Below are 23,904 nucleotides of genomic sequence, written 5' to 3' on the forward strand. Positions count from 1 at the left end.
GTATTATCGCGGGGTGGAGCAGTGGTAGCTCGTTGGGCTCATAACCCAAAGGTCGCAGGTTCAAATCCTGTCCCCGCAACCAAGGTCCCGTGGTGTAGCGGTTAACATGCCTGCCTGTCACGCAGGAGATCGCGGGTTCGATTCCCGTCGGGACCGCCATTTTATACATACGCTTCAAAAAGCGTCTTTATGGAAATAACAAATGTGGCTCAGTAGCTCAGTTGGTAGAGCAAAGGACTGAAAATCCTTGTGTCGGCGGTTCGATTCCGTCCTGAGCCACCATTTATATGCCGGTGTAGCTCAATTGGTAGAGCAACTGACTTGTAATCAGTAGGTTGAGGGTTCAAGTCCTTTCGCCGGCATCCTTACTGGTGGGGTAGCGAAGTGGCTAAACGCGGCGGACTGTAAATCCGCTCCCTCCGGGTTCGGCGGTTCGAATCCGTCCCCCACCACCATTTAGGGGCATAGTTCAACGGTAGAATAGAGGTCTCCAAAACCTTTGGTGTGGGTTCGATTCCTACTGCCCCTGTATTTTAAAATTAATAATTACTGTGGCGGTCGTGGCGAAGTGGTTAACGCATCGGATTGTGGTTCCGACATTCGGGGGTTCGATTCCCCTCGTCCGCCCCATATTTTTTAATAGCATTCATATTCATTACTATACTATAAGTAATTATAATATGGCGGGCGTGGCGAAGTGGTTAACGCATCGGATTGTGATTCCGACATTCGGGGGTTCAATTCCCCTCGCCCGCCCCATTAGTGGGGTATAGCCAAGCGGTAAGGCAACGGACTTTGACTCCGTCATTCGTTGGTTCGAATCCAGCTACCCCAGTTAGTTTTGCGGAAGTAGTTCAGTGGTAGAATACGACCTTGCCAAGGTCGGGGTCGCGGGTTCGAATCCCGTCTTCCGCTCCACTATGTTGGCGGCATAGCCAAGCGGTAAGGCACGGGTCTGCAACACCCTTACCACCGGTTCGATTCCGGTTGCCGCCTTATAATTTTATATAATTACTTTACACGTGCCCGAGTGGTGGAATGGCAGACACGTCGCACTCAAAATGCGATGCCGCGAGGCGTGCCGGTTCAAGTCCGGCCTCGGGTATCAACAAAAGAACACAGCATACGCTGTGTTCTTTTTTATGTCTTAGATACTAAAAGAAGAAATATCCATTGCTTATCAAAAGAATGTGCAATGCGCCATACAGGATTCATGCGATGACATATTGATTATTAAGGTTACGTTTTCAAGTAATAGCTAGTTATGGCACGCGGACCAATGTGTTGACGATGGGGCATTTAGTAGAGAAGGGAACATAAGCAAAACGAAATAAAACATTGTGATCTGCATTGTAAAGAGGCGTTATGGGTTAAATCCATTCTATATTACAGGGTCTTCACAACCGTCGAAATTCAGTGATTTATTAAAATTTAACCTTTTTAATTTGTGTTATCCAATTTTTCTAGCAAAGGATAGAGAAGTGTTTTAGTTGATTCGTTTATTCGAAACCTTTCAGGATTTCGTAATCTGCGGTTGTATCAACATCGAATACGAGCCGTTTGTCGTTACAAGCCAAAAGCTTCCCTTTTTGAAGGAAATCTCCTTGTAAAATTGCACGTGCTCCTTTATCTCCGCGTAACTTTAAAAGGTCGGGGTACATATAGGAGGAAAATAGCACGGGAGGCATAATGACCTGATTAGATGTAGTTGCCACGAATCTACAGGCCGGTTTTTTTCTCATACAATTAATCATTTCGGAAATCATTTGGACTGTTATGAAAGGTTGATCGGCTAGCATAACAAGTACACCATCTGCATGACGTTCTTGGGCATGTTGAATGCCGCAGCGCAAGGATTCAGATTGTCCTTCATTTGAGGTAGAGCATTGAATTATTGTGCATTTAGCATTGTCTTTCATATGTGGTGGAATCCATTCAGTGTCATCTGTATCTTTAATGATTACGTAAACTTTATCAAGTGGCGATTTCAATGCAGTTTCAAGTGCCAAGCTTCCAAGTGACATAGTTCCAATGGGTAGTGCTAATTTATGGGTACCCATTCGTGTACTGTTTCCCGCAGCAAGATAAACGCCAACGATTTTCATGAATTTACTCCTCGTCTCACAGCAATTAGTTCTGATACGATACTTACAGCGATTTCTTCAGGTCCATCTGCTCCAATCGATAATCCTACTGGTGAATGAACACTATTTGGAAGTTTTCCATCAAATAGACGTTTTGTTCTTTTTTTTGACCCTAAAATGCCGAAATATAATAATTTGAATTCAAGTAAATGTCTTCCGATTTCATAGTCCAATTGAAAATCATGTGTCATGAGGACAACTGAATCCATCGGGCTAAATTTTACGTTTGATAATAGTTTTGAGACATTGCCAATTTGAATAGATGCCGCAGTAGGAAAGTAGATCTCGTCACAAATACCGCTTCGCCAATCAAAAAGATGGACCGCATAACCAAGATTCTCCGAAAGTCGTGCAAGTGGTCTTGCATCGACGCCAGCACCAATTATATAAAGAAGGGGTTGTGGCCAAATGAGTTGGAAATACACCGAATCTTCACCGGAATTTATTTGTCCAACTTTTCTTTGAAACGGTATTAAATTATTAAAGTTAAGCGTAAGGTTTGCTTGTACTTCTCCAAAATGATGTCCTTTGGAGGTTAGACATCCATACTGGCTAAAGTCTGTCATTGATTGAAGAAAGTATGTAGGTTCATTGGCTTGTATTTGCTTGTGTATACTATCAAGGATATTCCGAAAGTTCTCATCAATATCACGGACTAATACCGTGACAACACCGTTACATCCTGCACCGCGTCCCCAACCAAGATCGTCTTCAGAACTTAAATCATATTGCACAGTAATCGCTTTGCCTGTCCTAAATAATTGTGTCGCGTGACTGTGTAAATCATTTTCTAAACAACCACCGCTTATCATTCCGATCTGCACACCGTTCTCTTGAATTAGCATCCACGTACCTTCCTTTCGATATGAGGATCCCTCTATATCAACTATCATTGCAAGTACAGCGGGTTGGGTATCAACCAAGACTGTTTCAATTATTTGCTGAATAGATTTCAATTTTTTACCTTCCTCCTTTTTAACCACCTTTTCCATTACATCATTCTATTATTCATTTTTAAAATATCATCTTCTATTATAAATTGTGCTTGTGATGGTTAGAATACGAATGATCTATCCTAATTCGAGGAGGTTACATGTGGGAACTTACTTACTTCCAGTTATCATCGGAATTACCTTTGGTTTTGTTGCACGAATGCTATTATTACGCACTGATTTCCGGCAATACCCAACCTATCCTACTGGAAGGATTATTCATCTTTCCTTTGGCTTCATTTCTGCATTCATCGGTGCTGTAGCAATTCCGGCAGTTCTAGAATCTGACTGGACTGCTGTTACGTTTCTTGGCCTTGCGGCGACTCAGTTTCGAGAAGTTAGAAAAATGGAGAGGGAATCGCTTGAAAATATAGATACGTTCGAACTTGTAAAGAGAGGAGCACCTTTCATTGAAGGAATGGCACAGGCGTTTGAAAGCCGAAATTATTTAGTCATGTTTACGGCACTTATCACAACATTGTGTGCTGTATTTTCATTTTGGATAGGAGTAATCGGTGGGATTGTCATGCTGGTTATTGTGAAGTTCAATATGTCAGGTAAGTTTTTGAGTGATATCGCAGATGTTAAAGAAGCAGAAATCCGCTTTGAAGGGCCAACGCTCTTTGTTGACGATATATTAATTAAAAACGTGGGGCTCGAGGATACGAGGAAAACCATAACTAAACAAGCAGTAGGTGCAATAGTTACGCCGAAAAATCAGAATAGCATTGTTACGTTGTCCTTCCTAGGGCAACGGCAGGCGATGTTACATCATGTCGCTACTATTCTAGGTAGCTACCTTGACTCCGGCGAACCAGCTTTGATTCCACTTACGAAAAGAGATATGGCAGACGGTCGAATTGCATTATTTTTCTTGCCACGGGAAAAGGATTTTAATCAGATTAGGGCGGTGTTAGATAAAGTTCCTATTCTGGATAGTGCCATTCGAATGCCTAAGGAAGCCGATAAGAGCAACTCGTAAAATATAAGGTTGTTATATGGATTACGTAATTAGGAGTTGAGTAAATTGGAGAACCAGCATGCGGAAATTGTAGCGGTCATTACGATGAAACCGGAAACAGTTCAAGGGGGTGGGGCACCCGTTTTCGTTGTGGTCGATGAAATGGAATTACAAGAAACTAGCATGACAATTGAGAAAATCATGGATGCATCAGCACATGAAATAAATAAAGAAACACGCATTATTGTAGCACGGTAACTAAAGATCAGGAGGCGTTAGGTGAATGGCGAATACATCTTGGTACACGGTTGGTAAACCAGAACAACGAATTGACGCGGTAGAGAAATCAACTGGAAAAGTCAGATACATAGGGGATTATTCAGCTCCTGGACTTATGCACGCAAAGCTTGTGAAAAGCACACAAGCCCATGCTAAGATTATTTCCGTAGATACGACTGAAGCATGGAAAATGCCTGGCGTGCGTGCGATCATTACTGGCGAAATGTTTCCGTACCATATTGGACCTATTTTAGCAGATCGGCCCCCGTTGGCATTTGAAAAAGTTCGTTATTATGGTGAACCTGTAGCAATTATCGTAGCAGATCATGAATATCAGGCAAAACGTGCAACAGAGAAAGTGAAAGTTGAATATGAACCTTTACCTATTGTGAATTCCGCGCAACAGGCGTTTCAAAAAAATGCGCCACTTGTGCATGAAAACGCTGCACAATATACGAAAATCATAAGCGATGTCTATCCTAAAGCGTCTACAAATATTGGGAGCCATATTAAAATCCGTAAAGGTGATTTTGATGTGGCTTGGGCAAATAGTGAGGAAACCATTACAGCGACGTATTCGTTTAATCTTTCTGATCATGTCGCAATGGAAACAAGAAGTACGCGGGTTGAAATTAATCCAGCAGGTAAAGTCATTGTCCATTCTTGTAGTCAGTCACCATTCACAATCAAGAAAGTGCTCAACCAATTTTTCAATATTGATGTTGGAAATATCCTAGTTCATATTCCAATGGTTGGTGGTGCGTTTGGTGGGAAGGGAACTGTTCAGTTGGAACCACTTGCTTATTTGGCTTCGAAAGCGGTAGGTGGAAAATTAGTGAAATTGGAGTTTGATCGGGAAGAAGATATGACCACAGCACCTTGCCGAATTGGTTTCGATGCAACGGTTCAACTTGGTGTAACGAAGGAAGGTAAATTAGTTGCGGGGAAATATACGTATTTAATCGATTCAGGTGCGTATACTGATCAAGCCGCAGGGATTACCAGGGCCGCAGCACTCGATTGTACAGGTCCTTATAACATTCCAAATGTATGGTGTGATTCATACTGTATGTATACGAATCATCCGTTTGCGACATCTTTTAGGGGATATGGACACCCTGAGCTTACATTTGCAGTAGAACGAACCATGGACCAGCTTGCTGAGAAGTTACAAATAGATCCACTTCAGTTTCGTATTATAAATGGTATAAAACCAGGTGATACAACACCGACACAAGCCGTCTTGACAGCGAACAATATTGGTGATTTGGAGAAATGCATTAACCGTGCCAAAGAGCTAATTAAGTGGGACGAAGGACAATGCATTAAGAGTGGAAAAAACAAAGTTCGAACGAAAGGGATTAGTACATTTTGGAAAACGTCCACAACAGCAACAAATGCACAAGCAGGTGCCATTATCATTTTTGAAGCAGACGGCAGCGTAAATTTAAATTGTGCGGCTATAGAGTTGGGACAAGGAACTAAAACGATTCTCGGACAAATTCTCGCAGAAAAATTAGGTATGGACATGAATAAAATTCATGTCACGATGGAAGTAAATACACAATATGATCCCCATCAGTGGCGCACAGTCGCAAGTAGTACAACTTTTCTAGCGGGAAGGGCTGTTGTTTTTGCTGCAGATCATGCAATAGCCCAATTAAAGAAAACGGCTGCAGTTGTCTTGCAATGCTCTCCTGATGACTTAGAGGTTGGTGGTGGAAGAGTGTACATAAAACCTGACCCTACGTTTGGCGTGGATATTAAGGATATTGCCTTAGGCTATACGTATCCAAGTGGACATTCAATAGAAGGGCAAATTGTCGGAATCGGAAAACATATACAACGACATTTAACACCGATGGATCAACAGACTGGGTTTGGTAAGCCAGGACCCTGGTGGTCGGTTGGTGTGCAAGCCGTAGAAATAGAATTAGACACAAGGGATTTTACGTATTCCATTTTAACAGGCGTTACGGTGCTAGATGGAGGAACTATTATTAACCCAATGACAGCAACGCAACAAATGCGTGGCGGTATGTATATGGGACTAAGTTACGCAACGAGCGAAAAATTTGTGTTTGATGAACATGGCATTGTAAAAAATTCAAACCTTCGAGAGTATCCGATGTTGCGTTACGGTGAACAACCAACGGAATATCTTGTGGATTTTATCGAGAGCCCAGCGATTGATGGACCTTTTGGCGCCCGTGGAATAGGAGAATATGGTGTTATTGGAGCACCGGCATGCTTAGCAAACAGTCTTTCCATTGCAACTGGCATGGAGTTAAATAAATTACCGCTTACACCAGAATCCATTTGGCAAAGGAAGGTGGAGGGAACTATATGATATCCTTTGATTTCAAGTACTTTAAACCCTCTTCAGTTGCCGAAACGATAGAAGCGTACAATGGAGTACATGAACAAGGTGAAAAGGCCCTATTCATTTCCGGCGGCACTGAATTTATTACCTTTGCTCGTACGAATAAGATCTATACAGATGCGATAATCGATAGTAAAGGAATTCCCGAATGTAATGTGTTGGAAATGCGTGACGATAATTTAGTAATAGGAGCCGCAGTTTCATTAAATAAAATTACAAATTCAAACCTATTTCCTTTTCTAGGGGCAACTGTTAAACAAATTGCGGATCATACCTCGCGAAATAAAATTACAATCGGTGGGAATATAAATAGTGAATTGATATATAAAGAAAGTATTTTACCGCTTTTGCTAGTGGATGCAAAAGTGAAACTCGCGAAGGGAAATGATGAAAGAGCTGTTTTATTAAATTCCGTATTCAACAGAAAATTGAATCTTTCATCAGGAGAACTTCTTCTTCAAATTATTATTGATTCATCCAATATCGACCTACCGTATATCAGCCTAAAAAGGACCAAGTTTTCGAAAGTGGGTTATCCAGTTGTATCGGTAGCCGCAATCTTGAAAGACAATCGATTACGAGTTGCTTTTAGCGGTGTGTGTGGCTATCCTTTCAGATCGGATAAAATAGAGAATATAGTAAATGACTCAACCATCCCTGTTGTTAATAGGATAGACCAAGTAATGGACAATTTGCCTTCAAGTATTGTGGATGACTTACAAGGGTCTAGAGAGTACAGGGCATTTGTATTGAAAAATGTGTTGCTGGATGTCATGGAAGAAATGGAGATGGGCGAATGAATAGGCATAACGGGACGTCTAAAGCTTTTATTCACTTACATGTAAACGGGGAAACCAAGGAAGTGGGGGTTCGGAACGCGGACACCCTGCTATCTACTTTAAGAGAAAAGCTTGGATTAACAGGTGCCAAACGGTCGTGTGAAAATGGGGATTGCGGAGCGTGCACGGTGCTTGTGAACGGAGAGCCAAGCCACTCCTGCCTATCATTGGCAGTTGAAGTAGTTAATTTACCCATCACAACAATTGAGGGGTTATTAGATTCGCCTGTTCGTGAGGCGTTTGTTGATAAATGGGCAATTCAATGCGGGTTTTGTACACCTGGTTTTATTGTCAATTGTCATGCACTACTAACCAATCATCCAGATGCGAATGAAGAAATCGTGGAAGAGTGGTTGCAATCCAATATTTGCAGATGTACAGGGTATCAAGAAATAAAAGAGGTTATACATTCATTGCTTGGATCAAATAATCATTCCATAAAAAAAACACATCCAGGACTTTCAAAGTAGAAAGTTCTGGATGTGTTTTTACCCTTTTTTAAAGCTTTTATTTCCGCTGTTAAGAGATTGGATGAGCTGAAGTGTTTGCGCAGCTTGCTCAATTTGTTGTTGTACTTGTTCTAGTTGCTGTTGTTCAGCAGTTGTGGATTGTGTAATGGAGATGCCTTGCATATAATTTAGCTGTTGAACCGCTTGTTGCAGTTGTTGTTGTGCTTGTTGCAATGTTGCCAAATCTGATATAGACGACATTTGTTGGAGCGATTGTACTGCTTGCTGCATAGCTTGCAATGCCATCTTCTTTTTGGTATCAAATTGTTGTTCCATTAGCGATTGGTTATCCTTCAATTGTTGTTGTTGCTGTTTCATTTGTTGTTCATTATAGCTTTGCTCCTGCTGCTTGCTTTGCATATTCATTACTCCTTCCCTAAAACCATTCATTTTTCTATAGTCTACCCAGATTAACCTTATTTATAAGGAATGAAACCTTAAGAAATACTGTTTTAACTTTTATCGGATTCCTGCTAGCTGTGTCCCGCCACTTTGTATAGAAAAAAATGAAAATACCTGCCGTCTGTCATTTCGACAGGCAGCAGGCCATAGAGGAGAAATATGAAAAGATGTTACTCAGTAAGGGTTCATTGCCATGGACATGGTTGGTTATAGGTCATTGGTCAATGTGTAAAGGGTAACGAGTGATTGGTTTTAGCAAGTTTGTGTTCATATTCCCCACCCTATGCCTCAAAAAGGAGTCTCACCTTTTTGAGGTTAAAAGTAATTAGTGCCATCAAAGTCAAGAGTGATAGTATAGTTTTTCATGTTGATGCGATTCGATAGTTGGTGTGCTGCTTTTTCAGCTTGCTGGGCTCTTAGCCGATATTCTTCCGGATCAAACAATGCTACACGATAAATCGTCGTGGATTCGGCAAAACCATATTGTATTTCTTCTTTACTCGCTAAAGAGAACTGTTTATAGTATGAAGACTTTGCACGCAATTGGATAGCCAGTTCAATAGCTTCGACTAATGGTAGTTGTTTGTCTTCGAATTCTACTGTATGGGTACTGTTTGCTACGTAGATGAGATAGTCTAGTTTGCGTTGATCTATTCTTACTCGTTCCATTTCAGCTTCCACATCTTCTAATTTACGGCTGATTATAGGACGGGGTGACCCTTTTTCTACTGTTATGAAAGCCACTCGTTGTGCCTCTGTTTCTAATTCCCGTATTTGCTTTGCCAGAATACTTTTTAATTTAATTCCTTCAGCTAATGTAATATTCAAGATTCCACCTCGTTTGTTAGTATAAAGTTAGGATTTTGACTATCCATTACAGAACTTTGAAAGTCTCCACCGTTTATGCTAGTGAACATTTTACCGCAAGCTTCGGCTAACTGCCAAGCCTTGTCTTGATCCAATGAAGGACGAATAAAGAGTAATTGAATGATGTTTTCAGTTTCTTCAGTTACAGCTGTTCGTATAGAATCAATATACGGGCTACCGAACGGGCTATATCCATCGCTTAGGAGCAAGATATCTTCAAAGGTATTGAATTGACTATTCAATCCTTCGTAGCCATCTCGAGCGGTGCCGACAGATAAAGTAACATTCCCGGCTATTTTATCAGCATCATAAATAACTGTTGGGATTTCGTATTGCAAGGAAAAGAACGTATTCAGATCTTCTGCACTATGGAAGGAAGAGGTAAAGTGACGGTTTTGGATCTGTTGTAAGAGTAACTGAAGAGCTGGTGGCTGAGTTGATGGGTCTGCTCCGAGAGTTGTCCAGATGGATTGCCATTCCGCTAAACCGTTGAAATCGGTAATATCTTTGTCGAGTAGTTCGAAATAGAGTTGTTCTTGAAATAATTGTAGTCGCCCTTTTAGCATCTGAGGTGATGCGGAGACGATTGTTTTGTTATAATAGATTATGCCTAATTTAAAATCAGGGATTTTCGTGAATATAGAAGAATCAATAGTAAGTTGCATCAGTATCACCTGCTTGTAATTTTATTTCATCTTATCATAAGGGAGGCGGGGAATGGTGAATGTCGCTCAGTTACAGCTTGAAATACGAACGTTCGCGGCGTCCATTGGAATAGACAAAATTGGTTTTACGACAGCAGCCCCGTTTGTAAAATTAAAGGATCGTCTGAAACAACAGCAACGATTAAATTATCAATCTGGCTTTGAGGAGTCGGATATAGAGAAGCGAACGGAGCCTTTATTATTACTGGATCAAGCAGAAAGTATCATTGCTATTGCAGTTGCATACCCCTCAAGATTATCGGATAGTCCCCGTGGGAAAAAAGGGGAGCGCCGTGGTATGTTTTGTAGGGCTTCATGGGGTGAAGATTATCATACAGTGTTGCGTGACAAACTAGCACAGCTTGAATTATTTATCCTTACTAAGGTACCGGATGCGCGACTTCGTTCTATGGTGGATACAGGAGAGCTAGTAGATCGCGCAGTAGCAGAACGAGCGGGTATTGGTTGGTCGGCTAAGAACTGTTCGATCATTACACCGGAGTTCGGATCGTACGTTTATCTTGGCGAGATGATTACGAATTTGCCATTTATACCAGATGAGCCGATGGAAGATCAATGTCTAGACTGTAATTTATGCTTGGATGTTTGTCCTACGGGTGCGATAATACAGCCGGGACAATTAAATGCCCAGCGGTGTATTGCATTTTTGACACAAACAAAGAAGCCTGTACCTGAAGAATTTCGGCACAAGATTGGGAATCGCTTGTATGGCTGTGATACATGCCAAACGGTCTGTCCGAAAAACAAGGGAATGAATCATACACACCAACTGGCATTCACACCTGAGCCAGAGCTTGTTAAACCTTTGTTACTGTCACTCTTGTCATTATCCAACCGGCAATTTAAGGAACAGTATGGCCATATGTCAGGCTCTTGGCGTGGAAAGAATCCCATTCAACGAAATGCACTTATTGCATTGGCTCATTTTAAAGATGAATCGGCGATACCAGAACTAACTAGATTAATAAAAGAAGACCCACGACCCATGATCAGAGGAACAGCCGCATGGGCACTTGGGGAAATTGGCACGACAGAAGGGCATGAGGTGCTTAAAGAAGTGTTGCTCATTGAAGAAGATGAGTTTGTAATAAGGGAAATTACGCAAGCTATGGAACTGCTTCATATTAATTGAAAGAAGGTAGTAAGATGACGATTCACGTAGCATTATTTGAACCACAAATCCCAGCGAATACAGGAAATATTTCACGAACTTGTGCAGGCACCGACACGGCTCTCCATTTAATCAAGCCGCTTGGTTTTTCCACTGAAGATAAAATGTTGAAACGCGCTGGACTGGATTACTGGGAGCATGTTGATATTACGTATCATGAAGGAATTCAGGAGTTTCTAGACGCCTATCCAGAAGGCGAATTTTATTTCATTACAAAATTTGGAGAGACGAGCTATGATACGTTTGACTATTCAGACACTGACAAGGATATCTTCTTTGTGTTTGGAAAAGAGACTACCGGGTTGCCGAATGAAATAACGGATCAGTATAAAGAAAGTTGTTTACGCATTCCGATGAACGATGAGCATATTCGCTCACTAAACTTGTCGAATACTGCCGCAATTCTTATTTATGAAGCCCTTCGTCAACAGCGATTTGCGCATTTAACATAATGTATAAAAAAAGAGGATTGGCTCATGGCCAATCCCTTTTCTATTTTACTTCATTTGGTTCGTTTTAGATTCGCCTGGCTTATTTTCATATCCGCCAGTAAAGATTGCAGATAAGAATGCAAAACAAACGGCCATAATTAGAATTAGTCTCATTGTTTGTACCTCCTATGAAATCAATAGTCCTTCTTACAGTATACCGTAAAAGTTATATAAATGAAATAATCTTCGGGATTTTATGTGACAGGTTACTAACAAATCTTAATGGGGCAAGAATAGCAACTGATAGGTGAACAATACCGCGAATATATACATCAATAGAGGAACTTGTTTACCTTGTCCCTTTGTGATTTTCAGTAATGGGTATGTAATGAACCCAAGTGCGATACCTGTCGCAATACTGGACGTAAGCGGCATTGTCAAAATAACCAGAAATGCAGGGAATGATTCATCGAATGAATCCCAGTCGATATTTTTAACCGCACCGATCATTAAACTACCCACAATAATCAAAGCGGGGGCTGTAATGGCCGCGACACCAGATAATGCGCTAACGATAGGACTGAAAAATGCTGCGGCAATGAATAGCACTGCAACTGTTAACGTAGTCAACCCTGTACGCCCACCTACAGCTACGCCAGAGGAGGATTCAACATAAGCGGATGTTGGGCTAGTTCCCACCATTGAACCGACTGTGGCGGCTACTGAGTCGGCAAGGAGAGCATGGCGAGCACGTGGTAAAGATTTACCTTTCATAAGTCCAGCTTGCTTGGCTACTCCAATCATTGTTCCCGTTGTATCAAATAAAGTGACGAGTAGAAACGACAGGACGACACCGTATAAACCGTAAGAAATAACATCTTGCATCGCTTGTACCGGGTTCCACACTAGAATACCTTCAGGCAAGTGGGGCATTTTCACCATACCATCGAACTGTAACTGCTTCGTAAAGAATGCAACAATACCTGTTGCAATCATTCCAATAAAAATTGCACCATAGATATTGCGGTTCATTAGAATAATGGTCACGAGCAATCCGAACAACGTCAGTAATACAGCGGGCGAGGTAAGTTCACCTAGCTGAACGATGTTGGACTCGTGGGGAACTACTAATCCCGATAAACGTAAACCGATAAATGCGATAAACAATCCGATTCCGGCAGTGATACCGTGTTTAAGGTTTTCGGGGATTTCTTCAATCAGCTTTTCCCGGAAAGAAGTCATCGATAATAAGACAAAGAGTAGACCCGCTATAAAGACTGCAGAAAAAGCTGTCAGGTAGTCGAGCTGACCGTCAGACCCAACGACGATGGATGCAAAGTATGCATTCAATCCCATTCCGGGTGCAATAGCAATTGGATAGTTTGCGAATAAGGCCATCCAAAGCGTACCGATTACAGTCGCTATAATGGTGGCTAAAAATACTTGATCAAATGGAACACCGGCTTCGGATAAAATAATTGGATTGACGATGACGATATAGACCATCGTCAGGAAAGTGGTCATTCCTGCAAGTAATTCTGTTTTGACAGTCGTGTGATTGTTCTTTAATTGGAACACTGTGTATTCTCTCCTTATTTTACGAACATAATAAAGTCCATAGACAATAATATTCGTTTTTTTAGAAGAAATCAACCTGTTATATCGAAAAAGCATTCGTAAATTCTGTAAAATAATGTACAATTACACTAGGAGTTCAAAGAGGAGGATTTTTCATGACAACAATTTTTGATCAGATGGTTATACTGAGCAACGGCGTGCAAATGCCACAGTTCGGTTTAGGAACCTATAAAATGACAGAACATGAGCAAACTATTCAAGCTGTTGAGAAAGCGGTTTCAATAGGCTATCGAGCAATTGATACTGCATCTATTTATGATAATGAACAAGCTGTAGGGGAGGCAATTCGTCACACCGGTATTGCGCGTGAAGACTTCTTTGTGACATCGAAAGTATGGGATGATAACCAAGGATATGATGAAACACTACGTGCATTTGAGCGTTCATTAACTAGATTGGATATGAATTATTTAGACTTATATTTGACACATTGGCCTGTTGCCAGCAGCTACGTAGATACATATCGCGCGATTGAAAGGCTATATGATGAAAAATTGATTCGATCAACAGGTGTTTCCAATCACCACGCGTCCCATTTACAAGAGATATTTACGATTGCTAATATTCGCCCTATGGTAAATCAAATAGAACTCCATCCACGTTTAACTCAAGAGCCGCTACGGATGTTTTGTAGGGAGCATCAAATTGCGGTAACGTCTTGGAGTCCTTTAGCTAGAGGTCAAATTCTTGAAGATGCAACACTCATTGCAATTGCTGCGCAACATGGGAAGACTGTAGCTCAAGTCATCATCAAATGGCATCTCCAAAATGGATTGATTGTTATTCCAAAGTCTGTATCATTTGATCGTATTCAAGAAAATAGTGAAGTGGCTGATTTTGAGTTGACACTTTCTGATATGTCGATGATCGACGCGTTAAACCGTGATGAACGGACAGGTACAGATCCAGATTCGTTTTAAGTATATCTATTATGGTAAAAGGGAGAAAGAGAATGGGGATATTTAGACGACAACCGCAGAAGCGTGCAATGGAAGACAAAACGACAATACAAACAGCACATGTCGAAGTAGAACAAACAGACACCCGACGTTATCAGCAAGTAGAGACAGAATTGACTGCTGCAGTTGCCCAACATGAAAAAGTGAATGCACAGCACAATGTCTTAGGTGAAGCAGTATCCGATATCGAGTCTAGCTTTCATGTAATACAGCAATTAAGTGAAAAAACAATGGTATCCTCTTTACAGTTGCAAGAAAATGGTCATTCTTTGGAAGAAAAATCAATATACATGGTGGAAGAAGCGGAAACTGGCGCAGAAGATGTCCGATTGACCGCCCAAGTTATGAATGACTTAGGTATGCATATGGAAAAGTCGGAGAAAAGTATGTCGCAATTGAGTGACCGGTCTGTAGAAATTCAGTCGATTGTCGGTGTTATTGAAAACATTGCAGCGCAAACTAACTTACTAGCATTAAATGCTTCAATTGAGGCAGCAAGAGCAGGCGAGTATGGCAAAGGGTTTTCTGTCGTCGCACAGGAAGTACGGAAACTAGCGGAAAGCACATCTACCAGTACAAAAGATATCCAGCAGTTAACGAACTCTCTTAGAGAGGAAATAGTACAAGCGTTGGAAGCTACGAAGAAAAGTTCGAAGTTGATTGAACAAGGAGTAGCGGTTAGTGTACAGACTGCATCTAAAATTGATCATATCTTGGAGACTGTTCAAGAAAGTCAGATTGATATTTCATCTATCGAAAAGATGATCGTGGAGCAAAATAAATTATCCGCACTGATGCAAAAGGAGTTGCAGAAGGCGAATACGTTATTTTCATCTGCACATGAACTGATTGTAGAGCATATAGAAGATGCAAAAGAAGTCGATAAGCGCTTGGAAAGCGGTATTCAGCAGTTGTTAGTGAAATAATAAAATGCGGATTCCCTGGAAGTCATCGTGCTACAGGTAATAAAAAAGAGCTGTCCCAAGTGGTCTTTACGACCCCTGGGACAGCTCTTTTTTGTCTTATTCAGTCTCTATTACAATCATTTCTGACGTTATCGGATGTGTGAAGGCGACCTTTGTAGCAACTAGCTTATACGGTCCTCTTGACATCGTTTCGCTGCCGTATAGCTGATCTCCTACTACGGGGTGACCCATATGGGAAAAGTGGACGCGAATCTGATGTGTTCTCCCTGTTTCTAATCGGGCTTCGACAATGGTTGTATCAGGTTTACGTTCAAGTACCTTGAAATGCGTGACTGCGGATTGACCGGATGGTGATACTCTACGCTTTGTTGCATGATAGCGATCTTTACCGATTGGCATATTAATTGTGCCCCGCGGTTTTCTTAGCTGACCTTCAAGTTCAGCCGTATAATATCGTTCAATTTGATTCTGTTCCAACATCCGATCGAACATCGTTTTCGCTAGTGGATGTTTTGCAATAAGTAAAACTCCAGCGGTATGTTGATCCAATCGGTGGATATGCTCTGCATAAGTACCGTTCTTTGCTTCGATATAACCCATGACTTCGTTCATCAATGTGCCAGTACCAGGTAAGTGTTCCGGATGTACGGACACCCCTGCAGGTTTGTGTACCGCAAGTATATGTTCATCTTCCCATAATACCCGCAAGGAATTGAAGGGTTCTGGTTTGTATGCAGATTGTGCATCAGTGAAACCGAAGACCAGTTCCGTGCCTTCCGGAAGGGGCTCTTTCCAATCCACTGGTTGTCCATCTGTATCCGTTACACTTTTATCCATGCGCATTTGGTGCACAGATTTCTTACCACCTTGCCATTGTTCTCTTAGTAGCTTTTCGATCGTCTCGCCAGGTTGTGTAGTCGTATAATGAAAACTTGTCATTTACGTAGTCTCCTTAGTTGCTTTCAAATTCTTCAAAGAATGCTCTAATTTGTTCGTCAGGCTGTGAACCGACTGTTCTGCCTTGTTCTTTTCCATCTTTATAATGGACTAGTGTAGGCCATGCTGTAATATCGTATTCTGGTTTCATCTGATCCTCGTACTCGAGCAGGTTATACTGATAGACATGTACACCATATTCATCTGCAATCGGCATTAAACGCGGTGTCATATCCATGCAGTGCGGGCATTCCGGACTGAAGTAATAAACCGTTGTCGGTTCACCGCTCTCAATTTTTTTGAAGATCTCTTCCGGAAGTGCGACGTTCTGATAACTTTCATTGTCTAATAAATCGATTGTAGATTGTTGTAGATTATTTGTACCGTACGGATTGTCGGCGAGCTTTGTTTCATTGGATTTATTATTGAGGACGACGATCAAAATGAAGATCACGACAATAACGCCACCAATAGCTAGTAATTTTTTCAATGTGTTTCACTCCTTTGTTTGTTTCAAGATTACAAGACTTGCGATGAAAATAAAAGCGAATGCTATCAATGCAAGAAAAGGAATCGTAATGAAGCCGAAATAATTGATATATGTAGCAGTACAAGAGGCTCCGCTACATTCAGGAGCACTATCTTGTAAGAAAGTCAGTTTCTGAATACCATAGTGGTAGAGAGAAATACAGCCTCCGATAAAAGCGAATGAAGCCGTAGTCCAGGCGATCGAAATGTTTTTCTGAATGAGTGCGATCAAACCGATCAATACAATAGGATACATGAAAATACGTTGATACCAGCACATCGTACAAGGTATGTAACCCTTGATTTCAGAGAAATACAAAGAGCCTATTAAAGCGATGAACGCGACGGCCCATATCGAGAGAAGCCAGTTTTCCTGTTTTTTATTCATAGAGGATCTCCTTATCATTTGATAATAGATAAAAGCTTTCCCATTTGGACGGGAAAGCTTTATTTAGACGAATCGGTAGCTTCATTGGTTGCAGCTTCGAGAGTTTGCTTTTTTGCTTCTAGGTAAAGAATATGGTTGCCATCTACTTCTTTGACAGTAAACTCATATCCTTGCTCAATAATCTTTTCCCCTTGTATAGCTTCGAAGCGTTGATCCATGAACCAACCGCCGATGGTATCGATATCCTCTTCAAGTATTTCGATGTTCAATGCAAGATTGACATTTTCAATCAGCATTTTGGCATCTAGAATATAGTGGTCTGTCCCAACAACCTGAAGTTCAGGAAGTTCATCCATATCAAATTCATCGCGGATCTCCCCAACAATTTCTTCTAAGATGTCTTCAATAGTGACCAGACCAGATGTCCCTCCATATTCATCCAATAGAATAGCCATATGAATACGTTCGCGCTGGATCTTCAAGAGTAATTCCCCAATTGGGATCGTTTCGATGACTCGGATAATCGGTTGCATATAATTAACGACCGATTTACTACCATTTGACGGATCTTTAATATAGGCCGTCAGCAAATGTTTCATGTTGATCAGTCCGATGACGTGATCTTTATCTCCGTCGATAATCGGATAACGAGTAAACTGTTCAACGCCTAGTAATTCAAACACTTCGGATAATGTCATTTCTTTATCGACTGTCATCATTTCTGTTCGTGGTAGCATAATTTCCTTTGCGACTCGATCATCAAACTCAAAAATACGATTGACGTATTTAAACTCCGCTTGATTAATTTCACCGCTTCGCAAACTATCAGATAAAATAATACGCAATTCTTCCTCTGTATGACCTACTTCTAATTCGGAAATGGATTTGAAGCCTAGCAATCGTGTAACAAGACGTGCCGATCCGTTCATTCCTTTAATGATCGGGTACATAAGACGGTAAAATAGATTCAGTGGGACGGCAAGGGATAAGGATAATTCTTCCGCCTTGTGCAATGCAATGGTTTTTGGAGCTAGTTCTCCTACCACGACATGCAAATAGGTGACGATCGCTAAAGCGAAGGTGAATGAAAGAATGGTTTCGATATGGGCATCCAGTGTAAACATGTCAAAAACGGGAGCTAGCATCATGCGAACTGTTGGTTCCCCGAGCATGCCTAGGCCAAGTGCCGAAATCGTAATTCCGAGCTGACAAGCGGATAAATATTCATCTAAATTATCGGCAATTTTTTTTGAAAGAACCGCACGTTGATTACCTTCGACGATTAATTGGTCGAGACGTGATGAACGGACTTTCACGATTGCGAATTCACACGCAACAAAAAAAGCGGTGATTGCGATCAAGGCAGCAAATGCTGCCAATCGTATGGCAATATCCAAATAATAGCTTCGCGCTTAACCCGGATGAGGGAAAAGAACAAAGCGTACACCTCCTGTAAAGTAAAGTTAGTTATCTTTTATAATAATTTATTTAAAGAGAAATTACAATTCGATTTGCTTGCAGAATGAAAAAATCGTATGAGAGGTACGTAATATGTCGATATATAGAATGAAGAGGAACATGGTCACACCGCTACACAGAGAGCCCCACGTCTATTTAGAATCACTTTTTTGAACTTTAAAAATACTTTTAAAAAACTGAAGATCATGTCCTATACATAAGGAAGATGTCTTCAGTCTTCTGCAATATTTTTACTCACCGTATTTTGGCTGGGTTTCTTTAAAGGCATTTTGCTCGTTAGGGATGTGGCTTTTGTCTTCAAAGACGTTTTCAGTTTTTTGGTTTTGTATTTTCAACCGCTCTTTTTCTAACTGTTGTTTGCCTTTTGATTGTTCTTTACCCATAAAAGCACCTCCTCTAGTTAGAGGATGGTCGATTTAGATGGATCTCATTCATAGACGTGGAAAGTCATAAGATCATGGACCATTCGGACGATCTTTTCTTCATCTGGCGGTGTACCATTTGTCCAGTTGATCGTGCCATCTTTATGGTAATCACCTTTATATTGTTTGTTTTGGTAATAAAATGAGATAGTCCAACCGGGTAGATCAGTGTCTTCAAACATTTTTTTATAACTGAAGTGTTGTAGCATCTAATTTTCTCCTTTATTGTTCCAGTAGTGATATCCTGTTCGTTCCTTTCATAAACTGACCAAAAGGACGAAAGGATGAGTGTGTGTTTGTTACTCAACTACGTAATGCGATCGAGGAAAAGTATAAATCATATTTTTATTATAAGTCCATGTACCAGCTGACGAATGATTTGTTATGGCAGGAATTCATTCGCCATGCGTATGAGGATGAAAAAAGTCACTACGAGATGTTCCAGCAGCTCCATTATATAATGACAAAAGAGTTTGTGCCGAATCCGAAAAAGCCAGCGCCTTGTACGAATTTAAAAGAATCAGCTAAAAATGCGCTAGTTAATGAACTTGAAGCAGTGGAACAGTGTAAGGAACTGTTTTTGACGATTCCTTTTGAAGAGGCATATGATCCGATTTTTATCGCTTTACATGATGACATGGAGCATGCTATTCGAATGTCTACAATATTCAACGGAGTAAAGTAAATTAAACATCGAAAGAAAAGTCTTTGAAATAATTCGCACCTTCAAGCATTCGAACTCCATACCAGAACATTTCTCCGTCAATTAGCTGAATCGTTGTATCAGGTAACATTTCCTGAAACTGAATTTGCTGTTTTTCCTTAAATGGATAGGGTTCAGATGATAGCAATACTAAGTCCAAATCAGCGTCCAAAAATTGTTCTTCTGTTACAGCGGGATAACGGTCAGATGATTCCGCGAAAGGCGTGATGAAACCGAGTTTTTGTAATAACGAGTTGATATAGGTGTCTTTACCGACAACCATATACGGCTTTTGCCAAATGACGTAAGCAACTCGTGCAGCAGGAAGAGTGGGGAGCATCGTGAATGCTTGTTTGATTTCCTCGACAAGCGATTTTGATTGTTGCTGATGATCAGTCAATGATCCCATATCTGTAATCATTCTATAAGCTTGCTCGATTGTCTGCACTTCCGCTACATATACCGGATAGAACTCGGAAAGAATTTCGACCATCTCTTTTGTGTTTTCTTCTTTTTCCATAATAATTAAATCGGGCTGTACTTCATGTATCTTTTCCAACTTCAAATCTTTCGTTCCTGCGACTGCGGGGACGTTCTTAACCTGTTCAGGATAGATACAATACCGTGTGCGTCCAACGATTTCTTTGTCAAGTCCAATTCCGAATAAAGTTTCTGTAATACCAGGACATAATGTGACGATTCGTTTGGGTGGAAAATTATACACAACGGTTCTTCCTAAGTGGTCGATAATTTCTTTTTTCAATGAAATGATTGCCTCCTTTAACGATATGTGAAACCATAAGATCGTGGTACGTAATACTCTACTTGCAACGTACCTGAACTGCTATCAAATGTAAAGTCAGATATCTCCGTCTCTAATTGCTTTTCATTCAGCTGATTTTTGTTATAATTGGAACGAAGATCAAGTGGAATAAGGTGAAGCGATTGAAAATAGTACTAACTATTTTGTTCATGGCGTTTATTGGCGCCTTGATTGGTGGAGTAACGAATCATCTGGCGATCAAGATGCTGTTTAGGCCACATGAGGCAAAATACATTGGAAAAACACGTTTGCCGTTTACCCCCGGCTTGATACCGAAGCGCCGAAATGAATTGGCGACTCAGCTTGGTAAAACAGTGACAAATTATTTGCTGACACCTGACCTATTCAGGAAAAAGATGTTAACACCTGGAATGGAAAAGCGTGTAGAGACATTTATTCAAAGTCAAATGGATAAATACATCCTGCAATCAGATAAGACCTTGAACGATTGGCTCAAGCTTGCAGGTGCTGACAAACTTCCAGAACAAGTGGAAGACAAGATGATCACATTGATCGATCAACAGCTGGATGAGATGAAAGTTAAAGTAACAACAGGTACAGTGGAGGAAGTTATGCCGCTTCGTTGGCAACAACAAATCGAAGAAAGAATTCCATTAGCCTCTGACTTCGTATTAGTTCGCGCCAGTCAATTTGTCGATTCAGCAGAAGGAAGACAGACATTCCAAAAGTTGATCGATGATTTCTTAGCTTCAAAAGGAACATTCGGTGGCATGCTCAATATGTTTTTTGGAGAATCGGAGTCTCTGGTCGGCAAGGTCCAACGGGAAGCATTGAGATTTATAGGAGCGCCCGGAACAAAAGAGTTATTAGATAAACTGATTTGGAAAGAGTGGCAAAATGTTCAGCAACAACCAATGGAACAGTTGACGTCTGGATTCGACTTTGATAGTGTGTTTGCTTCAGTGAGAAAGTATGCACTGGATCAATTAGCACTACAAGAAAGACTCGATCACAGTTTGTCACATTATTGGCCACAAGGATCCACATGGACGGCTAACAATGTGACACCACAAATTGTCAACTTTTTATTCACACAGGCTGAAGCGCACCTTGAACAATCATTGAGAAAGCTAAAACTTGATGAGATGGTGAAAGAGCAAGTAGACACGTTCCCTGTGGCTGTTCTAGAAGATCTAGTTCTCGGCATTTCACGCAGAGAGTTTAAAATGATTACGGTTCTGGGCGCATTTCTCGGTGGTATCATAGGAATTGTGCAAGGCGTTATTGCACTTATATTAAATGGATAGTAGGAGGAGATAGTATGTCAGTAAACATTTATGATGATATGAACAAATTGGAATCTACTTTACGTAAAACAGATGAGTATGTAGCGGTGAAAACAGCAATGGCCGATGTGAAAGGTGACGAACAAGCTCTTGCATTGTTCGAAAGCTTCCGCGAAATCCAAATGAATTTACAACAGAAACAAATGGCTGGTGAAGAGATTGAAGGAGACGAGCTTGAGCACGCACAGAAAACAGCGCAACTTGCTCAAGAAAATCCGAAAATATTGGCTATGCTGACTGCTGAAATGAAGCTTAGCGAATTGATCGAGGAAATCAACCGTGTAGTATTGAAACCAATTTCAGATTTATATGAAGGATTCAATTAATAGATACATCGAAACCGGCCTTGGCCGGTTTTTTTCAACAGATGGAGAGTAGGAGAAAATCATGCAACAATTACATGTAAATCAACAGTTCCCCCAAGATTGGATACGAATGTTTACACACTTGGCCAATTTGTTTTTTGAACAGTCTAAAATAGTTACGGAACAGACAGATGATACAGCAATTGAATTACGGTTTACCGAGGAATACGATGAATCACCAAGTGTAACGGTCGAAATTCAATGGCAAGGTAAGCAGTATACGTCGCGTTTTGTCGAAGAGGTAAAGGAAATAGAAGAACGCGGACAAATACGTCAGCGTAAAAGAATGTATTCCCACGTATTGCTAGATGCGCTAGAACAAGCAACTGGCATGAATCAAGAGTGGGGGATCCTAACGGGAATCCGACCTACAAAGTTGTATCATATGTATCGTCAAGACGGTCATACGGTAGCGGAAGCAAAGCAACTGCTTCAGCAACGGCATAGGGTATCCGTACGGAAAAGTGAATTGATTGCAGAAATTGCAGACGTTCAACTGAATGCATTGCCAGATTTGTATTCATTGAAAGAACAAGTGAGTATATATATTGGCATACCGTTTTGTCCAACAAAATGTGCATATTGCACGTTCCCAGCCTATGCGATTCATCGAAAAAGTGGACGAGTGGAAACATTCCTCGACGGCTTGCATGAAGAAATGCGTGCAATGGGTAAATGGTTAAAAGAGCGTGATATTCGTATAACGACAATTTATTTTGGCGGTGGAACACCCACGTCTATTGAAGCAGATGAAATGGATGCGCTTTATCAAACGATGATGGACTCATTCCCTTACATGGAACATGTTCGTGAAGTGACGGTAGAAGCTGGGCGTCCTGATACGATTACGGTACCGAAACTCGAAGTACTGAAGAAGTGGGGAATAGATCGAATCAGTGTCAATCCACAGTCCTATACGGATGAAACATTGAAAGCAATCGGCCGTCATCACACGGTACAAGAAACGATCGATAAATATTGGTTGTCCCGTGAGCAAGGAATGCGCAATATTAATATGGACTTAATCATCGGTTTGCCGAATGAAGGTCTTGAAGAATTCGAACACTCATTGGCTGAAACGGAAAAGATGCAGCCGGAATCTTTGACCATCCATACCTTGTCGTTCAAGCGTGCTTCTGAAATGACACGGAATAAGGACAAGTACCAAGTGGCGGATCGAGAAACAGTAGGAAAAATGATGAAACGCGGAGAAGAATGGTCGCGCAATAACGGCTATATCCCCTACTATCTTTACCGCCAGAAAAATATTTTAGGAAATCTTGAAAATGTCGGTTATTCTAAACCAGGTGAAGAAAGTCTTTATAACATATTGATTATGGAAGAAGCACAGACCATTATCGGCTTAGGTTGCGGAGCTTCAAGCAAGTTTATGGAACCGGCAACTGGCAAGCTGACGCAATTCCATAACCCAAAAGAACCTGGCGCCTATATAGTAGGGTTTGAAGAAGCCATAGATAAAAAAATAGCGTATTTAGAAGAGTTATTCCCGTCTTCAGAAACAATAAAATAATACGGATTGTGGCTGGGACAAGAACTCATAAGGTATGAAGGAGAAGACACCTTCATACCTTTTTTCATTCACTGAATACTATTTATAAAGGTTAATTAGTTAGTACTCAAGAGTGTAGCATAGGGAACCGGACTGTTCTTTAAGTTATATCCCACCTCAATATTTTTGTTGTAGTTATACCAATGCTCAGATAATT

The 23,904-nt window shown here is 40.9% G+C and carries 26 protein-coding genes and 12 tRNA genes; 25 read left to right on the forward strand and 13 right to left on the reverse strand.

The features are described from left to right. The first annotated feature begins 7 nt into the window (after positions 1 to 7). From CSV63_RS14195 to CSV63_RS14250, 12 genes are all read left to right on the forward strand, one after another. Positions 8 to 82, forward strand: a tRNA-Met gene (locus CSV63_RS14195). 1 nt (position 83) lies between these two features. Further along, a tRNA-Asp gene (locus CSV63_RS14200) sits at positions 84 to 159 on the forward strand. Between the two features lie 47 nt (positions 160 to 206). Next, positions 207 to 282 (forward strand) — tRNA-Phe (locus tag CSV63_RS14205). Positions 283 to 289: 7 nt separating this feature from the next. After that, positions 290 to 362: transfer RNA gene (locus CSV63_RS14210), tRNA-Thr, on the forward strand. A gap of 8 nt (positions 363 to 370) precedes the next feature. After that, a tRNA-Tyr gene (locus tag CSV63_RS14215) sits at positions 371 to 455 on the forward strand. Between the two features lie 3 nt (positions 456 to 458). Continuing rightward, a tRNA-Trp gene (locus CSV63_RS14220) sits at positions 459 to 529 on the forward strand. A gap of 25 nt (positions 530 to 554) precedes the next feature. Continuing rightward, a tRNA-His gene (locus CSV63_RS14225) sits at positions 555 to 630 on the forward strand. A gap of 53 nt (positions 631 to 683) precedes the next feature. Beyond that, positions 684 to 759 (forward strand) — tRNA-His (locus tag CSV63_RS14230). A 4-nt stretch (positions 760 to 763) separates the two neighbouring features. Further along, positions 764 to 835: transfer RNA gene (locus CSV63_RS14235), tRNA-Gln, on the forward strand. An 8-nt stretch (positions 836 to 843) separates the two neighbouring features. Further along, a tRNA-Gly gene (locus tag CSV63_RS14240) sits at positions 844 to 918 on the forward strand. A 7-nt stretch (positions 919 to 925) separates the two neighbouring features. Beyond that, positions 926 to 996: transfer RNA gene (locus CSV63_RS14245), tRNA-Cys, on the forward strand. A gap of 28 nt (positions 997 to 1,024) precedes the next feature. Then, a tRNA-Leu gene (locus CSV63_RS14250) sits at positions 1,025 to 1,105 on the forward strand. A 394-nt stretch (positions 1,106 to 1,499) separates the two neighbouring features. Here CSV63_RS14250 and CSV63_RS14255 read toward each other — a convergent pair. Together CSV63_RS14255 and CSV63_RS14260 are read right to left on the reverse strand one after the other, a co-directional pair. Beyond that, positions 1,500 to 2,105 (reverse strand): nucleotidyltransferase family protein, encoded by a 606-nt coding sequence (locus CSV63_RS14255; RefSeq protein ID WP_099696414.1) that lies wholly within the window; start codon positions 2,103 to 2,105, stop codon positions 1,500 to 1,502. Next, positions 2,102 to 3,100, reverse strand: coding sequence for an XdhC family protein (locus tag CSV63_RS14260; protein ID WP_158233972.1), 999 nt, complete (start codon positions 3,098 to 3,100; stop codon positions 2,102 to 2,104). The genes CSV63_RS14255 and CSV63_RS14260 overlap by 4 nt, the downstream gene beginning before the upstream one ends. Positions 3,101 to 3,209: 109 nt before the next feature. Between CSV63_RS14260 and CSV63_RS14265 the strand changes: the two genes are divergently transcribed. The 5 genes from CSV63_RS14265 to CSV63_RS14285 are packed head-to-tail and all read left to right on the forward strand — an operon-like array spanning position 3,210 to position 8,068. Further along, positions 3,210 to 4,118, forward strand: a complete 909-nt coding sequence (locus CSV63_RS14265) for a YIEGIA family protein (protein WP_099696416.1) — start codon at positions 3,210 to 3,212, stop codon at positions 4,116 to 4,118. A gap of 45 nt (positions 4,119 to 4,163) precedes the next feature. Then, positions 4,164 to 4,355, forward strand: coding sequence for a capping complex subunit for YIEGIA (locus CSV63_RS14270; RefSeq protein WP_099696417.1), 192 nt, complete (start codon positions 4,164 to 4,166; stop codon positions 4,353 to 4,355). Between the two features lie 25 nt (positions 4,356 to 4,380). Beyond that, positions 4,381 to 6,726 carry a xanthine dehydrogenase family protein molybdopterin-binding subunit gene (locus CSV63_RS14275; protein ID WP_099696418.1) on the forward strand — a complete coding sequence of 782 codons (2,346 nt, stop codon included), beginning with the start codon at positions 4,381 to 4,383 and terminating at the stop codon, positions 6,724 to 6,726. Continuing rightward, the gene (locus CSV63_RS14280; RefSeq protein ID WP_099696419.1) at positions 6,723 to 7,559 is read left to right on the forward strand and encodes an FAD binding domain-containing protein; all 837 of its coding nucleotides are present in this window, start codon (positions 6,723 to 6,725) and stop codon (positions 7,557 to 7,559) included. The genes CSV63_RS14275 and CSV63_RS14280 overlap by 4 nt, the downstream gene beginning before the upstream one ends. Next, a complete protein-coding gene (locus tag CSV63_RS14285) occupies positions 7,556 to 8,068 on the forward strand; it encodes a (2Fe-2S)-binding protein (RefSeq protein WP_099696420.1) in 513 nt (170 codons plus the stop codon). Before CSV63_RS14280 ends, CSV63_RS14285 begins: the two co-directional genes overlap by 4 nt. A gap of 18 nt (positions 8,069 to 8,086) precedes the next feature. Here CSV63_RS14285 and CSV63_RS14290 read toward each other — a convergent pair whose 3' ends face one another. The 3 genes from CSV63_RS14290 to CSV63_RS14300 form a co-directional block, all read right to left on the reverse strand. Further along, positions 8,087 to 8,467: a hypothetical protein gene (locus CSV63_RS14290; RefSeq protein WP_233192132.1), complete on the reverse strand. Its 381-nt coding sequence runs from the start codon at positions 8,465 to 8,467 to the stop codon at positions 8,087 to 8,089. 357 nt (positions 8,468 to 8,824) lie between these two features. Then, the gene (locus CSV63_RS14295) at positions 8,825 to 9,340 is read right to left on the reverse strand and encodes a hypothetical protein (RefSeq protein WP_099696422.1); all 516 of its coding nucleotides are present in this window, start codon (positions 9,338 to 9,340) and stop codon (positions 8,825 to 8,827) included. Continuing rightward, positions 9,334 to 10,041 (reverse strand): B3/B4 domain-containing protein, encoded by a 708-nt coding sequence (locus tag CSV63_RS14300; protein ID WP_099696423.1) that lies wholly within the window; start codon positions 10,039 to 10,041, stop codon positions 9,334 to 9,336. Before CSV63_RS14300 ends, CSV63_RS14295 begins: the two co-directional genes overlap by 7 nt. Positions 10,042 to 10,096: 55 nt before the next feature. On the opposite strand from CSV63_RS14300, the gene queG reads away from it, so the two are divergent. Next, on the forward strand, positions 10,097 to 11,233 hold the full coding sequence (gene queG, locus CSV63_RS14305) for a tRNA epoxyqueuosine(34) reductase QueG (RefSeq protein ID WP_099696482.1): 1,137 nt from the start codon (positions 10,097 to 10,099) through the stop codon (positions 11,231 to 11,233). 14 nt (positions 11,234 to 11,247) lie between these two features. Beyond that, the gene (gene trmL, locus CSV63_RS14310) at positions 11,248 to 11,724 is read left to right on the forward strand and encodes a tRNA (uridine(34)/cytosine(34)/5-carboxymethylaminomethyluridine(34)-2'-O)-methyltransferase TrmL (RefSeq protein WP_099696424.1); all 477 of its coding nucleotides are present in this window, start codon (positions 11,248 to 11,250) and stop codon (positions 11,722 to 11,724) included. 258 nt (positions 11,725 to 11,982) lie between these two features. Here trmL and CSV63_RS14315 read toward each other — a convergent pair whose 3' ends face one another. Continuing rightward, positions 11,983 to 13,281 carry an NCS2 family permease gene (locus CSV63_RS14315; RefSeq protein WP_099696425.1) on the reverse strand — a complete coding sequence of 433 codons (1,299 nt, stop codon included), beginning with the start codon at positions 13,279 to 13,281 and terminating at the stop codon, positions 11,983 to 11,985. A gap of 155 nt (positions 13,282 to 13,436) precedes the next feature. On the opposite strand from CSV63_RS14315, the gene CSV63_RS14320 reads away from it, so the two are divergent. Together CSV63_RS14320 and CSV63_RS16800 are read left to right on the forward strand one after the other, a co-directional pair. Next, positions 13,437 to 14,261, forward strand: a complete 825-nt coding sequence (locus tag CSV63_RS14320; protein WP_099696426.1) for an aldo/keto reductase — start codon at positions 13,437 to 13,439, stop codon at positions 14,259 to 14,261. A 32-nt stretch (positions 14,262 to 14,293) separates the two neighbouring features. Continuing rightward, positions 14,294 to 15,226, forward strand: coding sequence for a methyl-accepting chemotaxis protein (locus CSV63_RS16800; protein WP_304442422.1), 933 nt, complete (start codon positions 14,294 to 14,296; stop codon positions 15,224 to 15,226). A gap of 96 nt (positions 15,227 to 15,322) precedes the next feature. Here the strand turns inward: CSV63_RS16800 and CSV63_RS14330 are convergent, their stop codons facing one another. The 6 genes from CSV63_RS14330 to CSV63_RS14350 form a co-directional block, all read right to left on the reverse strand. Next, entirely contained in the window at positions 15,323 to 16,165 is an 843-nt protein-coding gene (locus CSV63_RS14330) for an RluA family pseudouridine synthase (protein WP_099696428.1), read from the reverse strand. A gap of 13 nt (positions 16,166 to 16,178) precedes the next feature. Beyond that, on the reverse strand, positions 16,179 to 16,652 hold the full coding sequence (locus tag CSV63_RS14335; protein ID WP_099676505.1) for a thioredoxin family protein: 474 nt from the start codon (positions 16,650 to 16,652) through the stop codon (positions 16,179 to 16,181). 6 nt (positions 16,653 to 16,658) lie between these two features. Beyond that, positions 16,659 to 17,078, reverse strand: coding sequence for a disulfide oxidoreductase (locus CSV63_RS14340; protein ID WP_099696429.1), 420 nt, complete (start codon positions 17,076 to 17,078; stop codon positions 16,659 to 16,661). A gap of 59 nt (positions 17,079 to 17,137) precedes the next feature. Continuing rightward, positions 17,138 to 18,475 carry a hemolysin family protein gene (locus CSV63_RS14345; RefSeq protein WP_199203673.1) on the reverse strand — a complete coding sequence of 446 codons (1,338 nt, stop codon included), beginning with the start codon at positions 18,473 to 18,475 and terminating at the stop codon, positions 17,138 to 17,140. Positions 18,476 to 18,787: 312 nt separating this feature from the next. After that, positions 18,788 to 18,940, reverse strand: a complete 153-nt coding sequence (locus CSV63_RS16550) for a hypothetical protein (protein ID WP_158233973.1) — start codon at positions 18,938 to 18,940, stop codon at positions 18,788 to 18,790. Positions 18,941 to 18,984: 44 nt separating this feature from the next. Next, positions 18,985 to 19,188, reverse strand: coding sequence for a YheE family protein (locus CSV63_RS14350; RefSeq protein WP_099696430.1), 204 nt, complete (start codon positions 19,186 to 19,188; stop codon positions 18,985 to 18,987). A gap of 83 nt (positions 19,189 to 19,271) precedes the next feature. On the opposite strand from CSV63_RS14350, the gene CSV63_RS14355 reads away from it, so the two are divergent. Beyond that, positions 19,272 to 19,664, forward strand: coding sequence for a ferritin family protein (locus tag CSV63_RS14355; RefSeq protein ID WP_099696431.1), 393 nt, complete (start codon positions 19,272 to 19,274; stop codon positions 19,662 to 19,664). 1 nt (position 19,665) lies between these two features. On the opposite strand, the gene CSV63_RS14360 is transcribed toward CSV63_RS14355, so the two are convergent. After that, positions 19,666 to 20,445 carry a helical backbone metal receptor gene (locus CSV63_RS14360; protein WP_099696432.1) on the reverse strand — a complete coding sequence of 260 codons (780 nt, stop codon included), beginning with the start codon at positions 20,443 to 20,445 and terminating at the stop codon, positions 19,666 to 19,668. A 173-nt stretch (positions 20,446 to 20,618) separates the two neighbouring features. Between CSV63_RS14360 and CSV63_RS14365 the strand changes: the two genes are divergently transcribed. The 3 genes from CSV63_RS14365 (at position 20,619) to CSV63_RS14375 (ending at position 23,708) form a co-directional block, all read left to right on the forward strand. Next, on the forward strand, positions 20,619 to 21,773 hold the full coding sequence (locus CSV63_RS14365; protein WP_099696433.1) for a DUF445 domain-containing protein: 1,155 nt from the start codon (positions 20,619 to 20,621) through the stop codon (positions 21,771 to 21,773). A gap of 14 nt (positions 21,774 to 21,787) precedes the next feature. Further along, positions 21,788 to 22,138 carry a YlbF/YmcA family competence regulator gene (locus CSV63_RS14370; protein ID WP_099696434.1) on the forward strand — a complete coding sequence of 117 codons (351 nt, stop codon included), beginning with the start codon at positions 21,788 to 21,790 and terminating at the stop codon, positions 22,136 to 22,138. Positions 22,139 to 22,199: 61 nt separating this feature from the next. Next, positions 22,200 to 23,708, forward strand: coding sequence for a coproporphyrinogen III oxidase (locus CSV63_RS14375; RefSeq protein ID WP_099696435.1), 1,509 nt, complete (start codon positions 22,200 to 22,202; stop codon positions 23,706 to 23,708). The last annotated feature ends 196 nt before the right edge of the window (positions 23,709 to 23,904 follow it).

It is taken from the genome of Sporosarcina sp. P34, assembly GCF_002743375.1.
Taxonomy (GTDB): Bacteria; Bacillota; Bacilli; order Bacillales_A; family Planococcaceae; genus Sporosarcina.